Origin of the sequence: Mucilaginibacter pankratovii (assembly GCF_014773265.1) — a bacterium.
Lineage (GTDB): Bacteria > Bacteroidota > Bacteroidia > Sphingobacteriales > Sphingobacteriaceae > Mucilaginibacter > Mucilaginibacter pankratovii.
In genome coordinates, this window is the sequence record NZ_JACWMY010000008.1 from 273,140 (window position 1) to 293,591 (window position 20,452).

Genomic DNA, 20,452 nt, shown 5'->3' on the forward strand with positions numbered 1-20,452 from the left:
CTGAGGTTGCCGCGCTTCGCTCGCAAGGACATGATGGAAGCACGCCACGATTATGCATGACCACAAACAACACAACACCACTCACTTCTCACCACTCACTATCCCCTTTCAAATATTTTTTTTATCTTCGTTTGCCCTTGCCCCCGGCCTTAACATAATTGTGTTGTATGCTGTTCAACTCGCTGCATTTTATTGTATTCTTCCTGGTTGTTACGCCGCTTTACTTTATTTTACCGCATAAGTTCCGTTGGATATTGCTGCTGATAGCCAGCTGCTACTTCTACATGACGTTTATCCCCATCTACATCCTCATCCTCATTTTTACCATTATTGTAGATTATTTTGCGGGGATCCTGATAGAAAAATCGGAGGGGCGCGAGCGGAAACTCTACCTCATTGTATCGCTGGTGGCCAATATTGGCGTACTGGCATTTTTTAAATACTTCAACTTTTTAAACGAAAACCTTACCCTGGCGATGAGCGGGATAGGCCTGCGTAATGCTATCCCTTATTTATCTATTGTGCTGCCGGTAGGCTTGTCGTTCCACACCTTCCAGGCCATGAGCTATACCATTGAGGTGTACCGCGGCAACCAGGCTGCCGAGCGGCATTTTGGCATCTACTCGCTTTACGTAATGTTTTACCCGCAGTTGGTGGCCGGCCCTATAGAGCGCCCGCAGAACCTGCTGCACCAGTTTTACGAGAAGCACCCCATCACCTACGAGAATTTTTCCATCGGCTTTAAAATGATCCTTTGGGGCTTTTTTCAGAAGCTGGTAGTGGCCGACAGGCTTTCGATATTTGTATCGGCGGTGTACCAAAACCCGGGGGCCTACAGCTCGTCCATGCTGCTGGTTGCCATTCTGTTCTTTGCCTTTCAGATCTATGCCGACTTTGCGGGCTACTCCAATATCGCCCTGGGTACGGCCCGCATTATGGGCTTTAAGCTGATGACGAACTTTAATACGCCCTTCTTTAGCACCAGCGTTACCGAGTACTGGCGCAGGTGGCACATCTCGCTCAACACCTGGTTCAGCGATTATTTGTTTACACCCCTGATGATTGCCAACCGCGACTGGGGCAAAGCCGCCGTTGTATTCGCGCTGATGATCACCTTCGGCCTCAGCGGTTTATGGCACGGCGCCGGGTGGACCTACATTGTTTACGGCCTGCTGCACGGCGTGGCGGTTACCTATGAGTTTCTCACCAAGAAGTTCCGAAAAAAGCTTTCTAAGGCTATCCCTGCCGTTATTTATAACAATGTAAGCATGCTGCTGGTGTTTACCTACGTATGCCTTACCTGGATCTTCTTCCGCGCGCAAAGTTGGGGCGATGCGCTGCTTGTGTTTAAAGGATTGTTTGCCTTTAAGGGCAGTTTCTTTGTGTTCGATAATAATTTAGGGGTGATCATATACTCGCTGGTGGCTATCGCGATATTGCTTGCCCATGATTTGAGCGTACACCTCAACCATGGCAAAAGTTACTTTTTGTATCATAAGTCGGCGGCTGTGCGCATGGCTACCTATTGCTTTATACTGGTAACCATTGTGCTGATAGGTGTGTTTGATGGCGGGCAGTTTATCTATTTCAAATTCTAAACATGGCGGATTATAAATTAATACTGAAACGCTTTGCGATACTGGCCGTAACCATCTTTGTGCTTGATTGGGGAATAGGTGCCGTGCTGAAACATTTTTTCTTCACCAAAAAGAATGGGGCAGATTACCGCACCAATCACGTCATCAACACCGTTAAGGCAGATGTGCTGGTGTTTGGCTCCTCCAAGGCGGTTTACCATTACGATACCAAAATTATCGGCGACAGTCTGCATCTATCCGTTTATAACGCCGGGCGCGACCTGAGTTACATTTACTACCATTACGCCCTGTTAGAGGCCGCCCTGAAGCGTTACAGTCCAAAACTGGTGGTATTGGATACCCGCGCAAACGAGTTCCAGCGGTTTAAGAACGGCGAGGACCGCGACCGCCTCAACGTGCTGCTGCCCTACTACGATTCGCACCCCGAGATCCGCGAAGTGTGCCTGCTGCGCGGCCCCTACGAAAGGTATAAGCTGCTCTCTAAAATGTACCCCTACAATTCGCTCATCCTGAGCGAACTGGTGGAGCTGCTACCAATTGCCCGCTACAAAAAAGATGACTCGCAGAATGGTTACATTGCCAAACACGGGCAGTTTAAGAGTGGCCTGCAGCCCTATACCGTAAACGATGCGGTAGACACCACTGCCGCCAGTTATTACAAAAAATTTGTAGAGCTGTGCAAGGCTAAGAATATTCCGCTGGTGGTTACCTACTCGCCTATCTACCAAAATATCAATGCGGCTGCAAACCGCAATGTGCAGGTTGTGATGCAGGTTTGCAGGGATAACAATGTGCCGGTGCTGAACTACCTGCGCGATACCACTTTTAATAACCAGGCATACTTTTACGATGCGCTGCACCTGAACAAGCAAGGTTCGGTTATCTACAGCAGTATGGTTGGAGGTAAGCTAAAGCAATTCCTCACTCACAAATAAAGCTTATTATTGCAGTATGAAGGATTTTGCCAACCTGAAACGCAACCTGAAGAAAGATGCATCGGCATTAAAGCCTATAAACGTGGCCCTGTTGGGCGATACCGCTACCCAGTTCCTGGCTAAAGCGATACAGGGCGCGGGTTACGAATATGGCTACAACCTGCAGTTATGGGAAGCCGATTTTAACCAGGTAGAGCGCCAGGTAGCCGACCCATCCTCGGAACTGCACGAGTACGGTGCCGAGCTGATCATCATCTTTCAATCATCGCACAAACTGCTGGGCAAATACAATAAGTTTAAAGGCAGTCACACCGCTTTTGCAGCAGACGAGCTCAATAGCATTAAAGCCATTTATGATACCCTTGCCTCGGTAAACCCGAAGGTAAAGCTGATCTACTATAACTATACCGAGATAGACGATAACGTGTTTGGCAACTATGCCAACAAGGTTACGTCGTCTTACCTGTTCCAGTTGCGGAAGCTGAACGTACTGCTGATGGAGTACGCTGCCGATGTGCCGAATTTCCATATTTGCGATATTTCCTCGGTACAGAATTTGGTAGGTAAAGCAGCCTTCTTTCAACCCTCGGTATATATCAATTCGGAGATGGTGTTGAGCATCGAGGTGCTGCCTGCAATCGCTTACAAAACGCTGGGTATCATCAGCGCCTTACAGGGTAAATTCAACAAATGCGTCATCCTCGATCTGGACAACACCACCTGGGGTGGCATCATCGGCGACGATGGTATCGAGAATATTCAGATAGGCGCCCTTGGCATCGGCAAGGCCTTCTCCGAATTTCAGTACTGGGTAAAAAAGCTCAAGAATCGCGGCATCATTGTAGCCGTGTGTAGCAAAAATACCGAAAGCATCGCCATGGAACCTTTTGAGAAGCACCCGGATATGGTGCTGAAGATGGAGGATATTGCCGTGTTTGTGGCCAACTGGGAAAACAAGGTGGATAACATCCGCAAGATCCAGGGCATCCTCAACATCGGGTTCGATTCGATGGTTTTCCTGGATGATAACCCTTTTGAGCGGAACATGGTGCGCGAGGGCATCCCCCAGCTCACCGTACCGGAACTGCCCGAGGACCCTGCCGAATACCTCGAATATCTGTACACGCTCAACCTGTTCGAAACCATATCGTTTACCGAAGATGATGCCGCCCGTACCAAACAGTACCAGGTAGAGGCGCAGCGTGCAACCCTGTTCGAAAAATTCACTAACGAGGATGATTTTCTGCAGAACCTTAATATGGTGAGTGTGGTAGAGCCCTTCACCAAATTTAATACACCCCGCGTAGCGCAACTCTCCCAACGCAGCAACCAGTTTAACCTGCGTACCGTGCGCTATACCGAGGCCGACCTGGAAGCCCTCGCCGCATCGCCCCGTCATTTTACCTTCTCCTTTACGCTGGAGGATAAATTTGGCAATAACGGGTTGATCTGTGTGGTGATACTGCAGCAGGAAAGTCCCGAAGTATTGTTCATCGATACCTGGCTGATGAGCTGCCGGGTGCTTAAACGAGGCATGGAGAATTTTACCTTAAACACCATCGCCAGTTTCGCGCAGCAAAAAGGCTATAAATATTTAAAAGGCGAGTATATTGCCACGCCCAAGAACGGCATGGTGGCAGATCATTACAGCAAGCTGGGCTTCGAGCCGGATGGCGATAACTGGCTGCTCAACCTCAACCAATACCAAGACAAAAAAAGTTTCATCGATAAAAAATAACTACCGTGGAAAGACAACAAATTATAGCACAGGTTACCGATATCTTTCGTGATGTGCTGGATAACGACGACATTACCCTTACCGACGCCACCACTGCCCGCGACGTGGAAGACTGGGACTCCCTCAACCACATCCAGCTGGTAGTAGGTATCGAAAAACACTTCAAGATCCGCTTCGCCGCAAAAGAGATCCATAGCTGGCAAAACGTAGGCGAGCTGGTGGATAGCGTGGCGGGTAAACTCTGAACCGGGATTTAGCGGATTTTTATGATTTATTGGATTTTGACTTGCGTGGACAGGGCCTCACCCTGCCCTCTCCAAAGAGTAATAGCCCATCATTAGACAGATTCCATAAAACGTTCCGCTGGAACGTAAAAATTGCCGTTGTTTTTTCTACCCATGAGACGTTCCTACGGAACGATTTTGTTTTTTCATCCCTTCGGGATGTTTTATGGGTAGAAAATGCCAAAGAACCCTCTAACGTTCCTGCGGAACGTCTTATGAATTACCCGCCTGTCTAATGATGGGCTATTACTATCAAAAGGAGAGGGTTCTTTTTATAGCATGAACCCAGCGAAGCCCGTCTTAATTCGGCCTTGACCTGTTCTGTAACCACTGGCCCTGCTTCTGCACAAACTTTCATAGAACAGGGCGCAGCCGAGAGTTTTTTCTTTGGTTCGTTTCTTTTTTGCGGAAAAAAAGAAATGAACTTCCACAGTCTTAGCATAACTTACTGCACATTCCTAACAAGGTGCAAACAGAACCGACCGCCACGTTTCCCCAACCACAAACCATCCCTCCCCCTTTTGAAACTTACAAAAGAAACCCTATCTTAGTAACAGCCCCCGCCATCGCATTTTTTGCTATGGCGCGTATTATCGTAATATGCTGTTTAACTCGCTCAGTTTTGCTGTTTTTCTTCCCATAATTTTCATACTTTACTGGCTTATAGGCAGTAAGCACCTCCGCTTCCAGAATATTTTATTACTGGTGGCCAGCTACTTTTTCTACGCTTTTTGGGATTACCGCTTCCTGTTCCTGCTCATGTTCTCCACCTTTTTAGATTACTCCACGGGCATAAAAGTACACGAGGCCGAGAGTAAGGCCCTTAGAAAATTCTGGCTTTGGCTCAGCGTTATCATCAACCTGGGTTTTTTATGCGTATTTAAATACTACAATTTCTTTACCGACAGCTTCTCGGCACTACTCTCCAACTTTGGGCTCCAATCAAACTTTGGGGTAATAGATGTGGTATTGCCCGTAGGCATTTCGTTTTACACCTTCCACGGGCTCTCCTATATTTTCGATATCTATAAAAAACGCATCGAACCCACCAAAAACTTTGTCGATTACTCGCTGTTCGTCAGCTTTTTTCCCTTGCTGGTTGCCGGCCCTATAGAGCGCGCTACGCACCTGCTACCGCAAATAAAGGCCAGGCGCGAGTTTAACTACACCCGGGCGGCCGACGGGTTGCGGCAGATCCTTTGGGGTCTGTTTAAAAAGATAGTGATAGCCGATAACTGCGCCGAATACGCCAACATGGTGTTTAACAACTATACCCACTACCCCGGCAGCGTGCTGGTAATGGGCGCCGTGTTTTTCGCCTTCCAGATCTATTGCGACTTCTCGGGTTACTCTGATATCGCACTGGGTACGGCCCGGCTTTTCGGCATCGAGCTCATCCGCAATTTTGCGTTCCCCTATTTTTCGCGCGATATAGCCGAGTTTTGGCGGCGCTGGCATATCTCATTATCGTCCTGGTTCAGAGATTACCTGTACATTCCCCTGGGCGGCAGCAAAGGCAGCAAGCTAAACCAGGTACGCAATATCTTTATCATTTTTGTTGTAAGCGGCCTTTGGCACGGCGCCAGCTGGAATTTTATTGTTTGGGGCGCTTTAAACGCCCTGTATTTTATGCCCTTATTACTATTGAAACGCAACCGCAATAACATAGAAACCGTGGCCCAGGGCAAATTACTGCCCGGCCTTACCGACGTGCTGAAAATGGGCACCACGTTCGCCCTCACAACTTTGGCCTGGATCTTTTTCCGGGCGGAGGATATACCGCATGCGCTTAGCTATATCAGGGGGATATTTTCACGGTCGATACTGGTGCTGCCTACCGGCGAATCTTTTATGGGCGGCACGGTAAATGTGGGCGCGGTTATGGTGTTAGTGGTACTGTTTACGCTGGTAGAATGGATAGGGCGCGAACAGCAGTTTGCCATCGCCAAAACGGGCCTCGGCTGGCCCAAACCGGTGAGGTGGGTGTTTTACCTATCGGTTGTAGTGTGTATATTTTATTTTACGGGCGTATCTCAGCAGTTTGTTTACTTTCAGTTTTGATATGAAAAAGTTCGTTTTGAATTGCCTTGTTTTTGTACCGTTGGTGGTATTGCTGGTTTTTGTGATGAACCGCAACTACTTCCCTACCAAAGCCATGGGCAGCGATGGCTACCTCGGCGCTATGGTGGATAAACATGCCTATGCCGCAAAGCTTGCATCGCCGCGCATCATCTTCTGCGGGGGCTCTAACGTGGCTTTTGGTACCGATAGCAAGAGCATCCAAAATGCAACCGGCTTGCCTGTGGTAAATATGGGGCTGAACGCCAGCCTGGGTTTAGAATTTATGCTGAATGAACTGCGCGATATTGCCCGCCCGAATGATATTGTTGTAATTTCTCCCGAGTATTACCTATCGGTATACGGCGACTACAAGTTTAAAAAAGAGGCCCAGCGCATTTACCCGCCCGCCGGTAAATACTTTAAGCAAACGCCTGCGCAGTTTCTGCACGATTTTTTTATAGACGATCTGCAGAAGAACTTTTTCATCACCTTTTCGCACCTAACGGGGCACCAGATACGCCGTTTCCCAACCAATGTAGTTTACTCGCGCGGCTCGTTTAACCAAAACGGCGATGTGGTGCGCAATTTTGACCCGCACCCGTCGCACGACTTCCTTAAAAAGTTTGTGCTCGATTATCAGAAGAACCCCGACATACCCCTGTTGAACGATTTTAAAGACTATGCCGACGCGCACCACATCAGGGTTTATTTTATATACCCCAGCCTGGATGAGCTGGCTTATAACCGCAAATCGAAGCTTATCACATCCATTGATGCCGAATTCAGGAAAAACATGAGGATCACCATGCTCAATCATCCCGAAGACTCCGTTTTACCCGACAGCCTTTTTTATGATACCGAATATCATTTAATACCGCAGGGTAGCCACCTGCGCGGCCAAAATATCATCAAACTGCTCAAACAAAACGGCGTAGGGAAATAAGCCGACAATACACAATTTCCAGCTATCCTTTTCGGCTGGTCAACTATGGCCATGTGGCGGCACACGCCCGAAAAAAAAAAATTAAAAAATATTTGGATGTATTATTACTTAGTGTTACTTTTACACTAAGTAATAATAATTACGCATAACAAGTCTTCTCATAATTTAGGTTTATAATTGGTTAGTAAAGGCCCCTGCCCATCAGGGGCTTTACTTTTTTGCCCCCCCCCCGCGCCCTGAAGGTACATAGTCGTCAACTTAAGAGGTAAAGCAGACGCTTAGCGTCGACCGATATTGTAGCAACGGATTTCAATCCGTTGTCGCAAGATAACACCAACGTAAAGAACCGTCGGTTCGGCCGATATAAATCTTAAATATGGGTCGTACCTGCGGCACTCATCAAAACCCTCGACTCCATCGGCGGGTTAAAACCCGCCCCTACAACATTTGTCGAGCCGATGGCTCTTTAAAATTCATTAATTCTTAAGTTGGCGTCTATGTCTTTCAGGGGGATAAGCACCCCAAATCTTCATGCCTTTCAATTCCACAGCAACAAAAAAACGGCTACCCGTTTGCGCGGATAGCCGTTTAATATCTCATTGATGGTGTCTTTATTTTACGCGCTCCACGTATTCGCCGGTGCGGGTATCTACTTTAACTTTATCGCCCTGGTTTACAAACAGGGGCACTTTTATCTCTACGCCGTTCTCGGTAGTGGCATTTTTCAGCGCGCCCGATGAGGTATCGCCTTTTACAGCAGGTTCGGTGTAGGTAACTTCCAGTTCTACGAAGTTTGGTGCGGTTGCCATGATAGGCTCCTCGCTCTCGAAAGAAACCACAACGCTCATCCCCTCTTTCAGGAATTTAACCGCCGGGCCAAACAAGGTTTTTGGGATGCTGTGCTGATCGTAGGTGGTGTTATCCATTATCACCAGGTAATCGCCTTCCTCGTACAGGTACTGGTAATCGTTGGTTTCTACGCGGCAGATCTCTACCTGCTCGTCGGTACCAAGGCGGGCCTCTACAATACGCCCGGTTTTAATGTTACGAAACTTGTCCAGATAAAACGCACCGCCTTTACCCGGGGTACGGTGTAATACTTCGGTAGTAATTACCAATTCGCCGTTGTAGCGTAAAATATTTCCTACTTTAATTTCAGATGCCTTTGCCATGTAAATCCTATTGTAAAATTTTGACTGCGAAGATAGATTAAGTTCTGTAAATCATTATCATAAAATAAAAGCTATTGCACTGAAAAAAAGCATACAAGGCCCGCGCCCAACAAAAAACCGCACCCGGCAATGCCGGATACGGTCCTACGATCAGTATAAATTAAAAAGCGGTCCTCTATTGTTTCACCCGCTCGCCGGTACATTCAAACATGCCCAGCAGGCTGCCGGTAACGTGGTCGTCGTCCTTTTTCTCCATGGTGATATTTACATCATAGCCTTGCGTGGTAAAAAAGATGGCTATGCCTTTCTCGTTCTTCTCTACCTTGGTAACGGGTTCATCCTTCTTGGTTTCGGGGTTCTCCATGGTACCGGTGAACGCGCCATCCTTCTCGGTTATGGTGAAAAACATATGCACATCGCCGTTGGGCGTGCCTTTTACTAAAATGTCCCATTTACCGGCAAAATAGGTTGCCGGTGCGCTTTGGGCCTTCGCGTTAGTGGCGATGAATACAAATGCCAGTAAGCCGGCAAGCATTAAACTTAATTTTCTCATGTTGTTGTTGATATCTCAGGGTTATTAAATTGGTTACTTATTGATTTTACTTTTTTACGGCCCACTTCACCTCGTTCTCCAGCAGTTTTATAAAGGGGGCCTGTTTCCATGCGCTGGCGTCGTGGCCGATGGAGGTGTAAAAAGCCCTGCCTTTATCTACCGTGCGGTACCAGGCCACCGGGTGGTCCTTCCCCATGCCGAAGTTTTTATCTTTTACAAACAGGATATTACCGCTAGGGTTGATCTTTTCGCCATCGATGGACCAGATCACATGCGCGCCGTGGCTGCGTGGGTTATCAAAAAACACGTACCACTCATCCGTTTGCTGCCAGGTTTGGGGCAGGCCCGGCACCACCGCGCTATCGGGTACCGGGTTGAGGGTTACGGTGGCTTCCTGGAGGTGCTTTTCTATCGGGTGATGCGAGAAGCCAGCGCCCGCCAGGTTCTGCGCGTACCAGGCCCACTGGTGCGAATTATCGCCCGCGCCGTGGATGCCCAGCCAGGTGCCGCCCTGCTTTACATAATTTTCCAGCGCGTGTTGCTGCTCATCGTTCAGCAGGCGGCCGGTGCAGCTGTTAAAAATAACCACATCAAATTTGGCCAATTGCGCCGCGTTGAACACGCCGCCCTCTTCGCTGCTGTATAAAAACCAGTTGTTTTTTTTGGCCAGATCTGCAAAGGCCGCTTTGCCGGCTTCTATCGATTCATCGTGGCGGTAACCGGTTGTTTTGGAGAACAGCAGCACCGCGGGCTTACCTGCCGGGAAGCTGATGGCGGGCACCTCCGTTTCGTACGAAACCGGGAAACCATGCGTTACTTTATACGCAAACAGCATCATCCCCGCTACCGCCAAAACAATGAGGGCCAAAACCGACCACAGTACAATTTTTAATGCTTTCATGAGTTTTATGGCAACAGGGGCTTATAATTTATTAGAACTTAATAAATGAAGGTAGCACTATTTTTATTACATTTATTAAAATTTAATAAATAATTTTTTTCTACGTTTGTTTGGATGGAGAACTTACAGGAAGCACGCGATTTTTTTGAGAAGGGTTACCTGGAATACCGGCCCAACCTCACCATTGATTGTGCCATATTTGGCTACCACAACGGCGAGCTGAACATACTGCTGGTGAAGAATAAGGTGATCAAAAAATGGAGTTTACCGGGTGGGTTTATAAAGAAGACGGAGAACCTTGACCATGCCGCCGCCCGCATTACCGCCGAGCGTACCGGACTGGAAGGCCTCTTTTTGAAACAGGTGAAAGCCTTTGGCGACCTCGGCCGCAACGCCGCGCGCGACTTCTTCGACCATGAGGCTTTTGAGCAGTTGATGGGTTTCCGCATCAACAACGATAGCTGGCTGGTTGGCGAAACCGTTACCCTGGGCTTTTACGCCATTACCGATATTGTGAACGCCAGCCCCCAAACCGATTTCTTTTCGGAGGAGTGCCAGTGGTTCCCCATCTACGCCCTGCCCTCCTTAGCGTTCGACCATGCCGAGATAGTGGCCGAAGCGCTTTTACGGATGCGGATAGACCTTTACCACTTCCCCATCGGCAAAAACCTGCTGCAGCCCAAGTTTACCTTAAAGGAGATCAAAACGCTGTACGAGGTGCTCTCCGGCAAAAAACTCAACGCCACCAATTTCCCCAATAAATTGATGTCGCTTGGCCTGCTCATCAAGCTAAACGAAAAGCGCAGCATCGGCGGCCACCGCTCGCCCACCTACTACAAATTCCACCAACCCACCTACCAAAAAGCCCTCGAAGAAGGTTTGGTGCTGGTGTAGTCTGAACCGCTGATTTTTCGCAGAGTAATTGTTTAATAAGGTGCTCAAGAGGGCTTCGCCGTTTTAATGATTTGAGGATTTCGTTGATTCCAAAAAACGCATAGCGCTGGCGAGCTATAATTATCCACCATGTCATTGCGAGCGAAGCGCGGCAACCTCAGCATAAAAGTAGCCGCCATGCAATAACCACAATTTGTCTGAACCTTGATTTATAGGATTTGATGATTACCTGATTGGTTACTCCCATCCCCACCCCATCTTCCACCATGTCATTGCGAGCGAAGCGCGGCAACCTCAGCATAAAAGTAGCCACCATGCAAATCTTACTGTTATGAAAAGCAAAGGCAGAAGCAAATAGGCCCCACCAGCCCCGCCCTGCCTGCCGGCAGGCAGGTTTCCCTCCAAGCCGCTGATAGAAGCGGGCTTTCCGTACAATCGGGTTTAGTTGGGTTGCGCTTGTGCTGAAGATTGGCGCGGGATACCCTCTTATGCTACCGCAAGCGTCCTCGCTTGTGTGTACGGTAGTTTAGCGGCATTGCTATTAAATACGTCTATTGCATAGTGGCTACCTTGCATGCGGGCCACAAGCGAGGACGCTTGCGGCAGCGGGGGAGCAACACCACAACCTTCCCCACTATAGCACACTCAACACGCGTACGCTATAGTGGTACCATTAAGCATATTATAATGTAAAGCTGATGGGGGTATTGTACAAGTTAATATTGTTATCTCTCTCTGCGGCTAATATATTTCTCATAGGTCTCGAAAAATATACTGTTCGTTTTAGCGCTGCGTTACTTTTGTTTCCATGCTCTAACAATATCTCATCAATTAACGCTTTAACGTCTTTATCCAATTCAGGATATTCTCCATTTAAATTTCCAGAGAATAAATCACTTGCGTTTTTATAGATTAGAATATTCGAAGCACTTAATACTTTTGAATCCAAGTAAGACAAAGCTTTCTTTATTTTCAATATGTGTAATTCCGTGCAATATGGCCCATCCTTTTGCCTAACGATATAAGAATTTGTCAGCCTAAAGCCGAACTTAAGAACACTTTTATATTCAATCAAATAAAAAAGTTTATGCAAAGCGAAATATGTAAAAGAGTCCTTTTTCTCAAATAAGTAGTTGATTATTGCAACTACACCAACATTTACTATAGTGCCATAGCTCTTGTTTTTTTTCTTGGTGAAGTTTTTAGCAGTATCAGCAATAAATTGATAGTCGGACCGCTGATTAGCCATGCTTCTATGAATCATGGCCCTTTGACCTGGATGATAAAGCGGTATTAAAAGCCTATCAAACCATTTGTTAGCTGTTCTTACCGAGTCTCTTAAAGTTAAATCATGTTTCGAAATGTAATTAAGACTTTCTAAAGCTACGCCACCAAGTGTTACAACAATTTTAGGATTAACTAATTTTATTTGCTCTTCTAAAAATTTCGAACAGTTTTGTATTTCAGTCTTTGTAGGTGTTGAATTATTTCCATTTTCATCCCTAGGATTGCATAGAACAGCATTAGTTACGAAGATATTTGACCGATTTATATTGGCAAATTCTAACAATTCTTCAAAGTTGTGGCCAGCTTTATCACCATGAAACGGTATGCCGCTACTATCTGCACCCAGTCTCCCCGGAGCCTCGCCAATAAACATAAGTTCAGCATTTAAAAACCCGGCCGACCTATTTAATATTTTCTGAACATTGCACATTCTTGGACATAGTACGCAGTTCTGAACATTCTCGCTTAAGATATTAAATTCGTTGCCATTAAATAAATCCATTCCCACTTTACCACGTTAAACTATCAATGCAATCTTTCACTTTTCTTTTATTGTTCAAATAGTAATGGATAGAATGACAAGTTATACTACCCAATTGCGAATTGGTTTTGTCGCAGACAAATGCAAGCAATCTTGTTAACCCGATATAATTCCCGAGTGCTTTTGTGAGAAAGTCGTGATTTCGGTAAACAGCTGTTAAGTTTAAATTACCACCAACTTGAGCAAATTGAACATATTGTAAACAGGGGTTTCCTATAATCCTTGTATTACTATCGTAATCAACAGAAGAGACATGCATAATATAACATGCAGACTGCATGTTAGGCCTGCTGTTTATGTCATTAATTATCTTTTGAATTTGATTTTCCTTATTTACTCCAAACTTAGTAAATCTTAAAAAATAATTACCCCACCTACTTCTATTTTTTTTGTGCAGCGTTTTACCTCGGTGATATAGCTTCTCATGCAAATCATAAAAAACATTGACATTATTTGCCTTATTACGTTGATAAAGTTTGAATGGGAAAATAGTATTTGCTACGTCTTGTAGTTGACTATGAGTCGTAATGTTAGCAGTGATTATTTCATCTAAATGATTGTTATTGATGTTACCCGGATTTATAATGTGGACTATCAAATTAAATCCATCACCGGAATGTAAGATATGCAAACACGCTGCCTTCCAAGCTGTCAAGCAATTTTGAGATTCTATAAGTTTAGGCATTTATTTATTTAGTTTATTAGTCGATAAATTTTATTTCTCTGTTATTTAAATCAACTTTCACTCTACCCCCGCCATTTTTTATTAATTTTCTAAAAACTTCGTAACCCATTAAGATTGCTACTTCCCATTCGGCAATATTACATTTTGACACCTCCAAATTTGATGATAAATTCCTTATGGTTTTAATCAGTTGGTTATCAACTTTTTCTATATTTTCATAAAATTTGTGGTCTTTTGCAAATTGATAAACAAATGCGCTGATAGCTTCTTCTATGATTGCCGCTCTGGCGCCATCTTCAATCTCATCTATGAGGGGATTACTTTTCCTCTTTATACCCATTATACTTCTAACAACGGGTGACCACCCCAGAATTGCAGCGTAAGCAAAATGGAATATATCATGGTATCGGTATCCATCATCATCGTATGAATTATCGGTTAGAACATCCCCCACTAGTTTTTCGTCCACCAATACTTTTATTTTCTTTTTCTTGTTTTTTATTTCTTCCCTGAATTCTAAAATCATTGAGCGTGGAATTTTCTCTCCGTCCTTATATTCAGAGTCAAAAAGTTCGGTAACACAAATAATTTCGCCGGGTTTTGGAAATCGCTCCTTTATTTTTTGAATATTTTTATTGGCAATATCTTCGAGATTTAGGTTCATCTTGGTGGCAATATTTGAGGAATACCATAGAATATTACCCAGAATTTCTTCTACATTAACTAGGAATTTCGTGTGCCCTGATTTATCTCTAAAGCTTTTTTTAAACTCAGATATTAATGCTCCGGTTTCACCAATGATTCCAAATAATGGAATTATATAACTATTAAGTATTCTTCGATTAGAGTTTTGATCATGCTCTTTAGCTAATTCTTGATAGTTATTTAATTCCATTTATCTAAATTTAGGGTTAATCGATAAAGCTATCGTTAATAAAATCGATACGCAACCCGTATAAACACCTGATTTTAAAATGATTTCCTCACTGGTCGAAGTTTAGCGCAGCGCTACTTCGACCTAAATAATACCCCCCCAAGCCCCTCCCACCTAAACCCGATAGCAGCGGAAAGCCCGCTTCTACCAGCGGCTTGTAGTGTATACCTGCCTGCCGGCAGGCAGGGCGGGACAGAACCTAACCCAAGCACCCCCGCCCCTGCTTTTCAAAATCCCTCAACCGCCGCTCCGTCTAATTTTAACATTAGTATGGCTTTTATGCGCCCTGTTTTTGCAGATATTTGCGCGCAAAACAATACGTTACCGCCTGTGAAGAACGCGAAATATTACCTGGCCGCTATAGTGGCATACGCTACCTGGGGCTTTTTTAGCCTGGTGCTAAAGCCGCTGAGCGCCTATGCCTCGGTTGATATTTTGTTTTACCGCATTTTTAGCTGCGCCTTGTTCATGCTGCTGATCACGGCTACCTTTAAGCGCCGGGCACTGGCCGAAACCCTGGCCAAATTTAAGGCCCTGCCCGCCCCGCAAAAACGCAGCGTAGTGCTGCTGAACGTGGGGGGAAGCGTGTTTTTAAACATCAACTGGTTCTCGTTTATTTATGTGCTCAACCATGTAAGCATCAAGGCAACGTCGCTGGCGTATTTGGTTTGCCCCATTTTAACCACGCTGCTGGCCTATTTCCTGCTTCGCGAGCGGCTCAGCAGGTCGCAATGGGCGGCGGTGGCACTCAGCATTCTGGGCTGCGTGTTGCTGTCGTACGCCAATATTATGGATATGGTTTACGGCGTGGTCATCGGGCTTACGTATGCCTGCTATTTGGTGAGTCAGCGTAAAAACACCGGGTTTGATAAGTTTATATTGCTCACGTTCCATATCGTTTTGTCGGCCATATTGCTGCTGCCCTTTTACCCGGCATACAGCGGCCCTCTGCCTGCCGAGACCCACTTTTGGGGGTATATAGAGGTGATAGCGGTGGCCTTTACCATTATCCCGCTGTTTTTAAACCTCTACGCCCTCAAGGGCCTCAACTCCTCCACCGTAGGCATGCTGCTGAACATTAACCCTATCATCGCCTTCGCGCTGGCCAATGTGGTGTATCACGAGCATATCAGCCTGCTCCAGCTTACCGCCTACTCCATTATTTTTATAGCGGTGGTGGTGTTTAATGCGCATTATGTTGTGAAACGGAAGCCCGTGCAGGTTTCTGAAGTGGTTGTGGAATAGGGGTTTATTTGCGCTTCGTTTTTATTCCCGCCGCTGCCCAACCGTCATCCTGAACTTGTTTCAGGCCCCCACAGGACAGGTAACCGATATGCTGAACCGCCCTATCGCTACTTTGCAGATGGGATGCCGAAATAAATTCGGCATGACGTGGGCGTTTCCCCCCCTAAATTATCCTATAATACCTCGGCTCGGTGTAGCGGCTTCCGTCGGGCCGGGTGCAGGTGGCATCACGGCGCACTACACCGCCCTGCGCGCGCATTTTGGCGGCTGCATCGGGCGTTATACCAGGGAAGGCGTCCTGCGCGCGCATGGTGAGTTCTTTTTCGGGCGGTATGGGTTCGTTGGCGGCGGGGTCGGCGCCGCCCATATGCAGCAGTTTATTTGCGGTACTTAGGGCAACGCGCAATTCGGTAGCTATCTGGCGCTGTGTTTTGCCTTCTTTGCTCAGCTCTGCCGCACGGCGGGCCATTTCCTCGCGCTGCTGCAGGCTGGGCCGGCGCAGGTGTTCGGCCTCGTTGGCATAACCTTCAAAATCAAAATACAGGGAGGCACCTGTGCGCTGCTTTTTGAGCAGGCAAACGTTTTGTGCGCCGTAGGCCTCCTGCCCGCTGCGTTGTTTTATCTGTTTAAGGTATCGGTGGCCGGGCTGCGTGTGGCTTTCGCCTATGGCGAAGGCGCTATCGGCAAAGTTGATGATCATTTTGCTGCCCTGCAGGTCGTTACGGCTTATGGGGTTGTAGGGGTTGCGCTTGGGGGTGTGGGCCAGCACCAGTATGCTGAGGGCATGGCGGTTTTTTAGCCTGTTGAGGTGGCGCATCAGCGGCAGGGCTCCGGCGGCGTTTTCGGTATTGTTGCCCAGGCTGGTGATGTTATCGATGATGAGCACCTGTGCCCCGGTGGCGGTAACGGCCTGCTCCAGCGCGGCGGCGGCCAGCTGCTCCAGCGGTTGGCCTTCATCAGGCAGGTGTACCGCGGTATCAAATTCGGCACGATGGAAATTGTGGGCAAAGGGGTAGGTTTCGCCGTCCGCGCTGGTGTAGCGCATGGCAAATTGCCCGGCGCTGAGTTCCAGATCTACGTAAAGCACGGTAAGCGCTTGCGGCGTTGTAGCAAAGGGACCAATGGGTTCGGCCTTGCTCAGGCTGTCGCCCAGTTGCACGGCCAGGATGCTTTTGCCAATATTGGTATCGGCAAACAGGATGCAGAGTTCGTGCTGGTGCCAAAACTGGCCAAACAGCTGGTGCGGGCGCGGTTTGCCCAATTCCTGCTGCAGCCAGTAGCTACCGGTTTGGATGTTAAAGATAGGAGTCATAATAGCGGGGCGGAGATTGGAGTACGAGCGGTACTATCGTTTACTTAAGCGTTGGCTCACGGCACAGCCTCACCCCAACCCCTCTCCACAGGAGAGAGGCTAAAAGTCCTCTCCTTTGGAGAGGATTTAGGTGAGGCTACTAAACAGCTTAAGTAAACAGCATTGGTACGAGCGGTACTATACCTACAAATATCGGTGATGCCGGGCATGATGCTGGTGACAGTGTTTTGTCAGTTACCGAACTGGCTTAAAACTATGAACCATGAACTATGAACTATCAGCTATGAACCATGAACTACAAACCATCTGTTCGGGCTTGTTCGGGCTGTTCGCGCCCTTACCCGAACGCGAACAAAGCCATGTTGCCGGCATTAAATTTTACATAAAACCACCATTCGCATCGTTGCTAACCGTATGAAACTCCGCATGTTTTAAGTATATTTGCGAAAATTTTTAGTATAAATGCCGCCCGCGCAAACCCGTGGCAGCTTTATACGTTTTCCTGAAGCATATATGAGCGAAAAAACTATCGACCTGGGCGAGCAAAGCGAAGTGGAAGTGTACGGTGCCCGGGTGCATAACCTCAAAAATATCGATGTATCGTTCCCGCGGAATAAACTGGTGGTAATCACTGGTTTAAGCGGCAGCGGCAAGTCGTCACTAGCGTTTGATACCATCTATGCGGAGGGTCAGCGCCGCTACATGGAGACGTTTTCGGCGTACTCGCGCCAGTTCATGGGCGGCATGGAACGGCCTGATGTGGATAAGGTTAGCGGGCTTAGTCCGGTGATTGCCATTGAGCAGAAAACCACCAGCAAAAACCCGCGCAGTACGGTAGGTACCATCACCGAGATCTACGATTTTATGCGCCTGCTCTTCGCCCGCGCCGGCGATGCCTACAGCTACACCACCGGCGAAAAAATGGAGCGCATGAGCGAGGACCAGATCCTGCGTACCATTATGGAAAAATTTGACGGTCAGCCGGTTAATATCCTGGCCCCGGTGGTAAAAGCCCGTAAAGGCCATTACCGGGAACTGTTCGAGCAGATCCGCAAGCAGGGTTTCCTTAAAGTTTACATAGATGGCGCCATTGCCGATGTGGAGCCCAAAATGCAGGTAGACAGGTATAAGATCCACGATATCGACATTGTGGTGGACCGCCTGGTGGTGAGCGAAGCGGATAGCAAAAGGCTATACCAATCTGTACAGCAGGCGCTGAAGATTGCCAAGGGTATTATCCGCATAGCGGATAAGGATAATAATGTGGCGTATTTCAGCAAGTTTTTGATGGACCCGGTGTCGGGCATTTCCTACGATGAGCCGCAGCCTAATACCTTCTCGTTCAACTCGCCATACGGCGCCTGCGAAAAGTGTAACGGACTGGGATACATCTTCGAGGTAGATGAAGCTTCTGTGATCCCTAACCCAAAACTGAGTATTATGAACGGCGGGCTCGCCCCCATAGGCGAGTACCGGGAAACATGGATCTTCCAGGTACTGAAATCGCTGGCCAAGAAATACGAGTTCAACCTGAGTACACCAATTGAAAAGCTTACCCGCGAACAGCTGGACATCATCCTGAACGGTACGCCGGATATGATAAGCGTTGCCGTAGAATACAACAAGTGGAACGTACAAAACTACCAGATCACTTTCGATGGCATCATCCGCATGCTGGAAGAGCAGCAGGAGCGCCGCAACGACGAAGGCATGGACGATATGGAGAACTACCGCGTGCTCCGCACCTGCCCTACCTGTGAGGGTGCAAGGCTAAAGAAGGAGTCGCTGCATTTTAAGGTGGACGAGAAGAACATCTTCGAGCTGGCTACCATGGATATCACCACCCTGAACCAATGGTATGAAGGCCTGGAAGACCGCCTGAGCGAGCGCCAGAACGTGATAGCCAGAGAGATATTGAAAGAGATCCGCGCCCGCATCGGCTTTTTGCTGGATGTGGGGTTGAGCTACTTAACGCTGGATCGTACAGCCAAAACGCTATCAGGCGGCGAGGCGCAGCGTATCAGGCTGGCGACGCAGATAGGTTCGCAGCTGATGAACGTAATGTACATTTTGGATGAGCCAAGCATCGGCCTGCACCAGCGCGATAACGAACGCTTGATAAACGCGCTTAAAAACCTCCGCGATCTGGGTAACACTGTACTGGTGGTAGAGCACGATAAGGATATGATACTGGAGGCCGACCACGTAATAGACATGGGCCCGGCAGCCGGCGTACACGGCGGGGAGATAGTTGCGCAAGGCACCCCTGCCGAGTTGATGGCCTGCCACACGCTCACCACATCATACATTAACGGCGAACGCGAGATAGCTATCCCCAAACACCGCCGCGAAGGCAATGGTAAAACATTGAGTCTTAAGAAAGCTACGGGGCATAATTTGAAGAAAGTAAGTGTTGATTTCCCGTTAGGTAAACTCATTGGGGTAACCGGCGTATCGGGCAGTGGTAAATCCAGTTTGATAACAGAAACACTGTACCCAATACTGAATCACCACTTCTTCCGGGCCAAGAAAACACCACTCCCTTACGATAAAATCGAGGGACTGGAGAATATCGATAAAGTAATTGAGATAGACCAAACGCCAATAGGCCGCACGCCAAGGAGCAACCCGGCAACTTATACCGGGGTATTCTCGGACATACGTAATTTGTTTGTGGCCCTGCCGGAGTCGCGGATCCGCGGGTATAAACCGGGGCGTTTCTCGTTCAACGTAAAGGGTGGGCGCTGCGAAACCTGCCAGGGTGCGGGCCAGAAGGTGATAGAAATGAACTTCCTGCCCGATGTACAGGTGCCCTGCGAAGAGTGCGGCGGTCGCCGTTACAACCGCGAGACGTTGGAAGTGCGGTACCGCGGTAAATCCATCAGCGATGTGCTGGACATGAGTATTGAGGATGCTACGCCGTTCTTCGAGCATATCCCGGCCATCTACCGCAAGGTGAAAACACTGTTTGATGTGGGTTTGGGGTATATCACGCTTGGGCAATCGTCTACCACCCTATCGGGCGGTGAAGCGCAACGTGTAAAACTGGCTACCGAGCTTTCTAAAAAAGATACAGGCAACACCTTCTACATACTGGACGAGCCAACAACAGGCTTACACTTTGAGGATATCAACGTGTTATTGGGTGTTATCAATCAACTGGTTGATAAAGGCAATACCGTACTGGTGATAGAGCATAACCTGGATGTAATAAAGGTAGTGGACCACGTGATAGATCTCGGCCCGGAAGGCGGCTCGGGCGGTGGTAAGATCCTGTTCAGCGGTACGCCCGAAGGTTTATGTAAGGTGAAAGAAAGCTTTACCGGGCAGTTTTTAAAAAAGGAGATGAGGATAAAATAAAGAATAGCA

Annotated in this window: 17 protein-coding genes; 10 read left to right on the forward strand and 7 right to left on the reverse strand. The window is 47.6% G+C overall.

The features are described 5' to 3' along the window. Positions 1-167: 167 nt before the first annotated feature. From IDJ77_RS16850 to IDJ77_RS16875, 6 genes are all read left to right on the forward strand, one after another. Positions 168-1,598, forward strand: a complete 1,431-nt coding sequence (locus IDJ77_RS16850) for an MBOAT family O-acyltransferase (protein WP_191190136.1) — start codon at positions 168-170, stop codon at positions 1,596-1,598. Positions 1,599-1,600: 2 nt separating this feature from the next. Next, positions 1,601-2,533, forward strand: a complete 933-nt coding sequence (locus IDJ77_RS16855; protein WP_191190137.1) for a hypothetical protein — start codon at positions 1,601-1,603, stop codon at positions 2,531-2,533. A gap of 16 nt (positions 2,534-2,549) precedes the next feature. Beyond that, positions 2,550-4,271, forward strand: coding sequence for an HAD-IIIC family phosphatase (locus IDJ77_RS16860; RefSeq protein ID WP_191190138.1), 1,722 nt, complete (start codon positions 2,550-2,552; stop codon positions 4,269-4,271). A 5-nt stretch (positions 4,272-4,276) separates the two neighbouring features. Further along, complete coding sequence (locus tag IDJ77_RS16865; protein ID WP_191190139.1) at positions 4,277-4,516, forward strand: acyl carrier protein; 240 nt, start codon at positions 4,277-4,279, stop codon at positions 4,514-4,516. 639 nt (positions 4,517-5,155) lie between these two features. Continuing rightward, positions 5,156-6,616, forward strand: coding sequence for an MBOAT family O-acyltransferase (locus IDJ77_RS16870; protein ID WP_191190140.1), 1,461 nt, complete (start codon positions 5,156-5,158; stop codon positions 6,614-6,616). 1 nt (position 6,617) lies between these two features. Next, positions 6,618-7,559, forward strand: coding sequence for a hypothetical protein (locus IDJ77_RS16875; protein ID WP_191190141.1), 942 nt, complete (start codon positions 6,618-6,620; stop codon positions 7,557-7,559). A gap of 611 nt (positions 7,560-8,170) precedes the next feature. Here the strand turns inward: IDJ77_RS16875 and efp are convergent. The 3 genes from efp to IDJ77_RS16890 all read right to left on the reverse strand — a co-directional run bounded on the left by efp (position 8,171) and on the right by IDJ77_RS16890 (position 10,185). Continuing rightward, a complete protein-coding gene (gene efp / locus IDJ77_RS16880; RefSeq protein ID WP_191190142.1) occupies positions 8,171-8,731 on the reverse strand; it encodes an elongation factor P in 561 nt (186 codons plus the stop codon). 175 nt (positions 8,732-8,906) lie between these two features. Next, a complete protein-coding gene (locus IDJ77_RS16885) occupies positions 8,907-9,284 on the reverse strand; it encodes a hypothetical protein (protein ID WP_191190143.1) in 378 nt (125 codons plus the stop codon). A 46-nt stretch (positions 9,285-9,330) separates the two neighbouring features. Beyond that, positions 9,331-10,185: a ThuA domain-containing protein gene (locus IDJ77_RS16890; protein ID WP_191190144.1), complete on the reverse strand. Its 855-nt coding sequence runs from the start codon at positions 10,183-10,185 to the stop codon at positions 9,331-9,333. A gap of 114 nt (positions 10,186-10,299) precedes the next feature. Here IDJ77_RS16890 and IDJ77_RS16895 point away from each other — a divergent pair, with 114 nt between their 5' ends. Further along, the gene (locus IDJ77_RS16895) at positions 10,300-11,079 is read left to right on the forward strand and encodes an NUDIX hydrolase (protein ID WP_191190145.1); all 780 of its coding nucleotides are present in this window, start codon (positions 10,300-10,302) and stop codon (positions 11,077-11,079) included. Positions 11,080-11,761: 682 nt separating this feature from the next. On the opposite strand, the gene IDJ77_RS16900 is transcribed toward IDJ77_RS16895, so the two are convergent. From IDJ77_RS16900 to IDJ77_RS16910, 3 genes are read right to left on the reverse strand one after another with little or no spacing between them, the layout of a single operon-like run. Next, positions 11,762-12,868, reverse strand: a complete 1,107-nt coding sequence (locus IDJ77_RS16900; RefSeq protein WP_191190146.1) for a uracil-DNA glycosylase family protein — start codon at positions 12,866-12,868, stop codon at positions 11,762-11,764. A gap of 7 nt (positions 12,869-12,875) precedes the next feature. After that, positions 12,876-13,592 carry a thymidylate synthase family protein gene (locus tag IDJ77_RS16905; RefSeq protein WP_191190147.1) on the reverse strand — a complete coding sequence of 239 codons (717 nt, stop codon included), beginning with the start codon at positions 13,590-13,592 and terminating at the stop codon, positions 12,876-12,878. Positions 13,593-13,608: 16 nt separating this feature from the next. After that, complete coding sequence (locus tag IDJ77_RS16910; protein ID WP_191190148.1) at positions 13,609-14,487, reverse strand: nucleoside triphosphate pyrophosphohydrolase family protein; 879 nt, start codon at positions 14,485-14,487, stop codon at positions 13,609-13,611. Between the two features lie 309 nt (positions 14,488-14,796). On the opposite strand from IDJ77_RS16910, the gene IDJ77_RS16915 reads away from it, so the two are divergent. Then, complete coding sequence (locus tag IDJ77_RS16915) at positions 14,797-15,771, forward strand: EamA family transporter (protein WP_224751134.1); 975 nt, start codon at positions 14,797-14,799, stop codon at positions 15,769-15,771. 163 nt (positions 15,772-15,934) lie between these two features. Here the strand turns inward: IDJ77_RS16915 and IDJ77_RS16920 are convergent, their stop codons facing one another. Further along, on the reverse strand, positions 15,935-17,083 hold the full coding sequence (locus tag IDJ77_RS16920) for an AAA family ATPase (protein WP_191190149.1): 1,149 nt from the start codon (positions 17,081-17,083) through the stop codon (positions 15,935-15,937). A 262-nt stretch (positions 17,084-17,345) separates the two neighbouring features. Here IDJ77_RS16920 and IDJ77_RS16925 point away from each other — a divergent pair, with 262 nt between their 5' ends. Together IDJ77_RS16925 and uvrA are read left to right on the forward strand one after the other, a co-directional pair. Beyond that, on the forward strand, positions 17,346-17,501 hold the full coding sequence (locus tag IDJ77_RS16925) for a hypothetical protein (RefSeq protein ID WP_191190150.1): 156 nt from the start codon (positions 17,346-17,348) through the stop codon (positions 17,499-17,501). 95 nt (positions 17,502-17,596) lie between these two features. After that, positions 17,597-20,443 carry an excinuclease ABC subunit UvrA gene (gene uvrA, locus IDJ77_RS16930; RefSeq protein ID WP_191190151.1) on the forward strand — a complete coding sequence of 949 codons (2,847 nt, stop codon included), beginning with the start codon at positions 17,597-17,599 and terminating at the stop codon, positions 20,441-20,443. Positions 20,444-20,452: the final 9 nt, after the last annotated feature.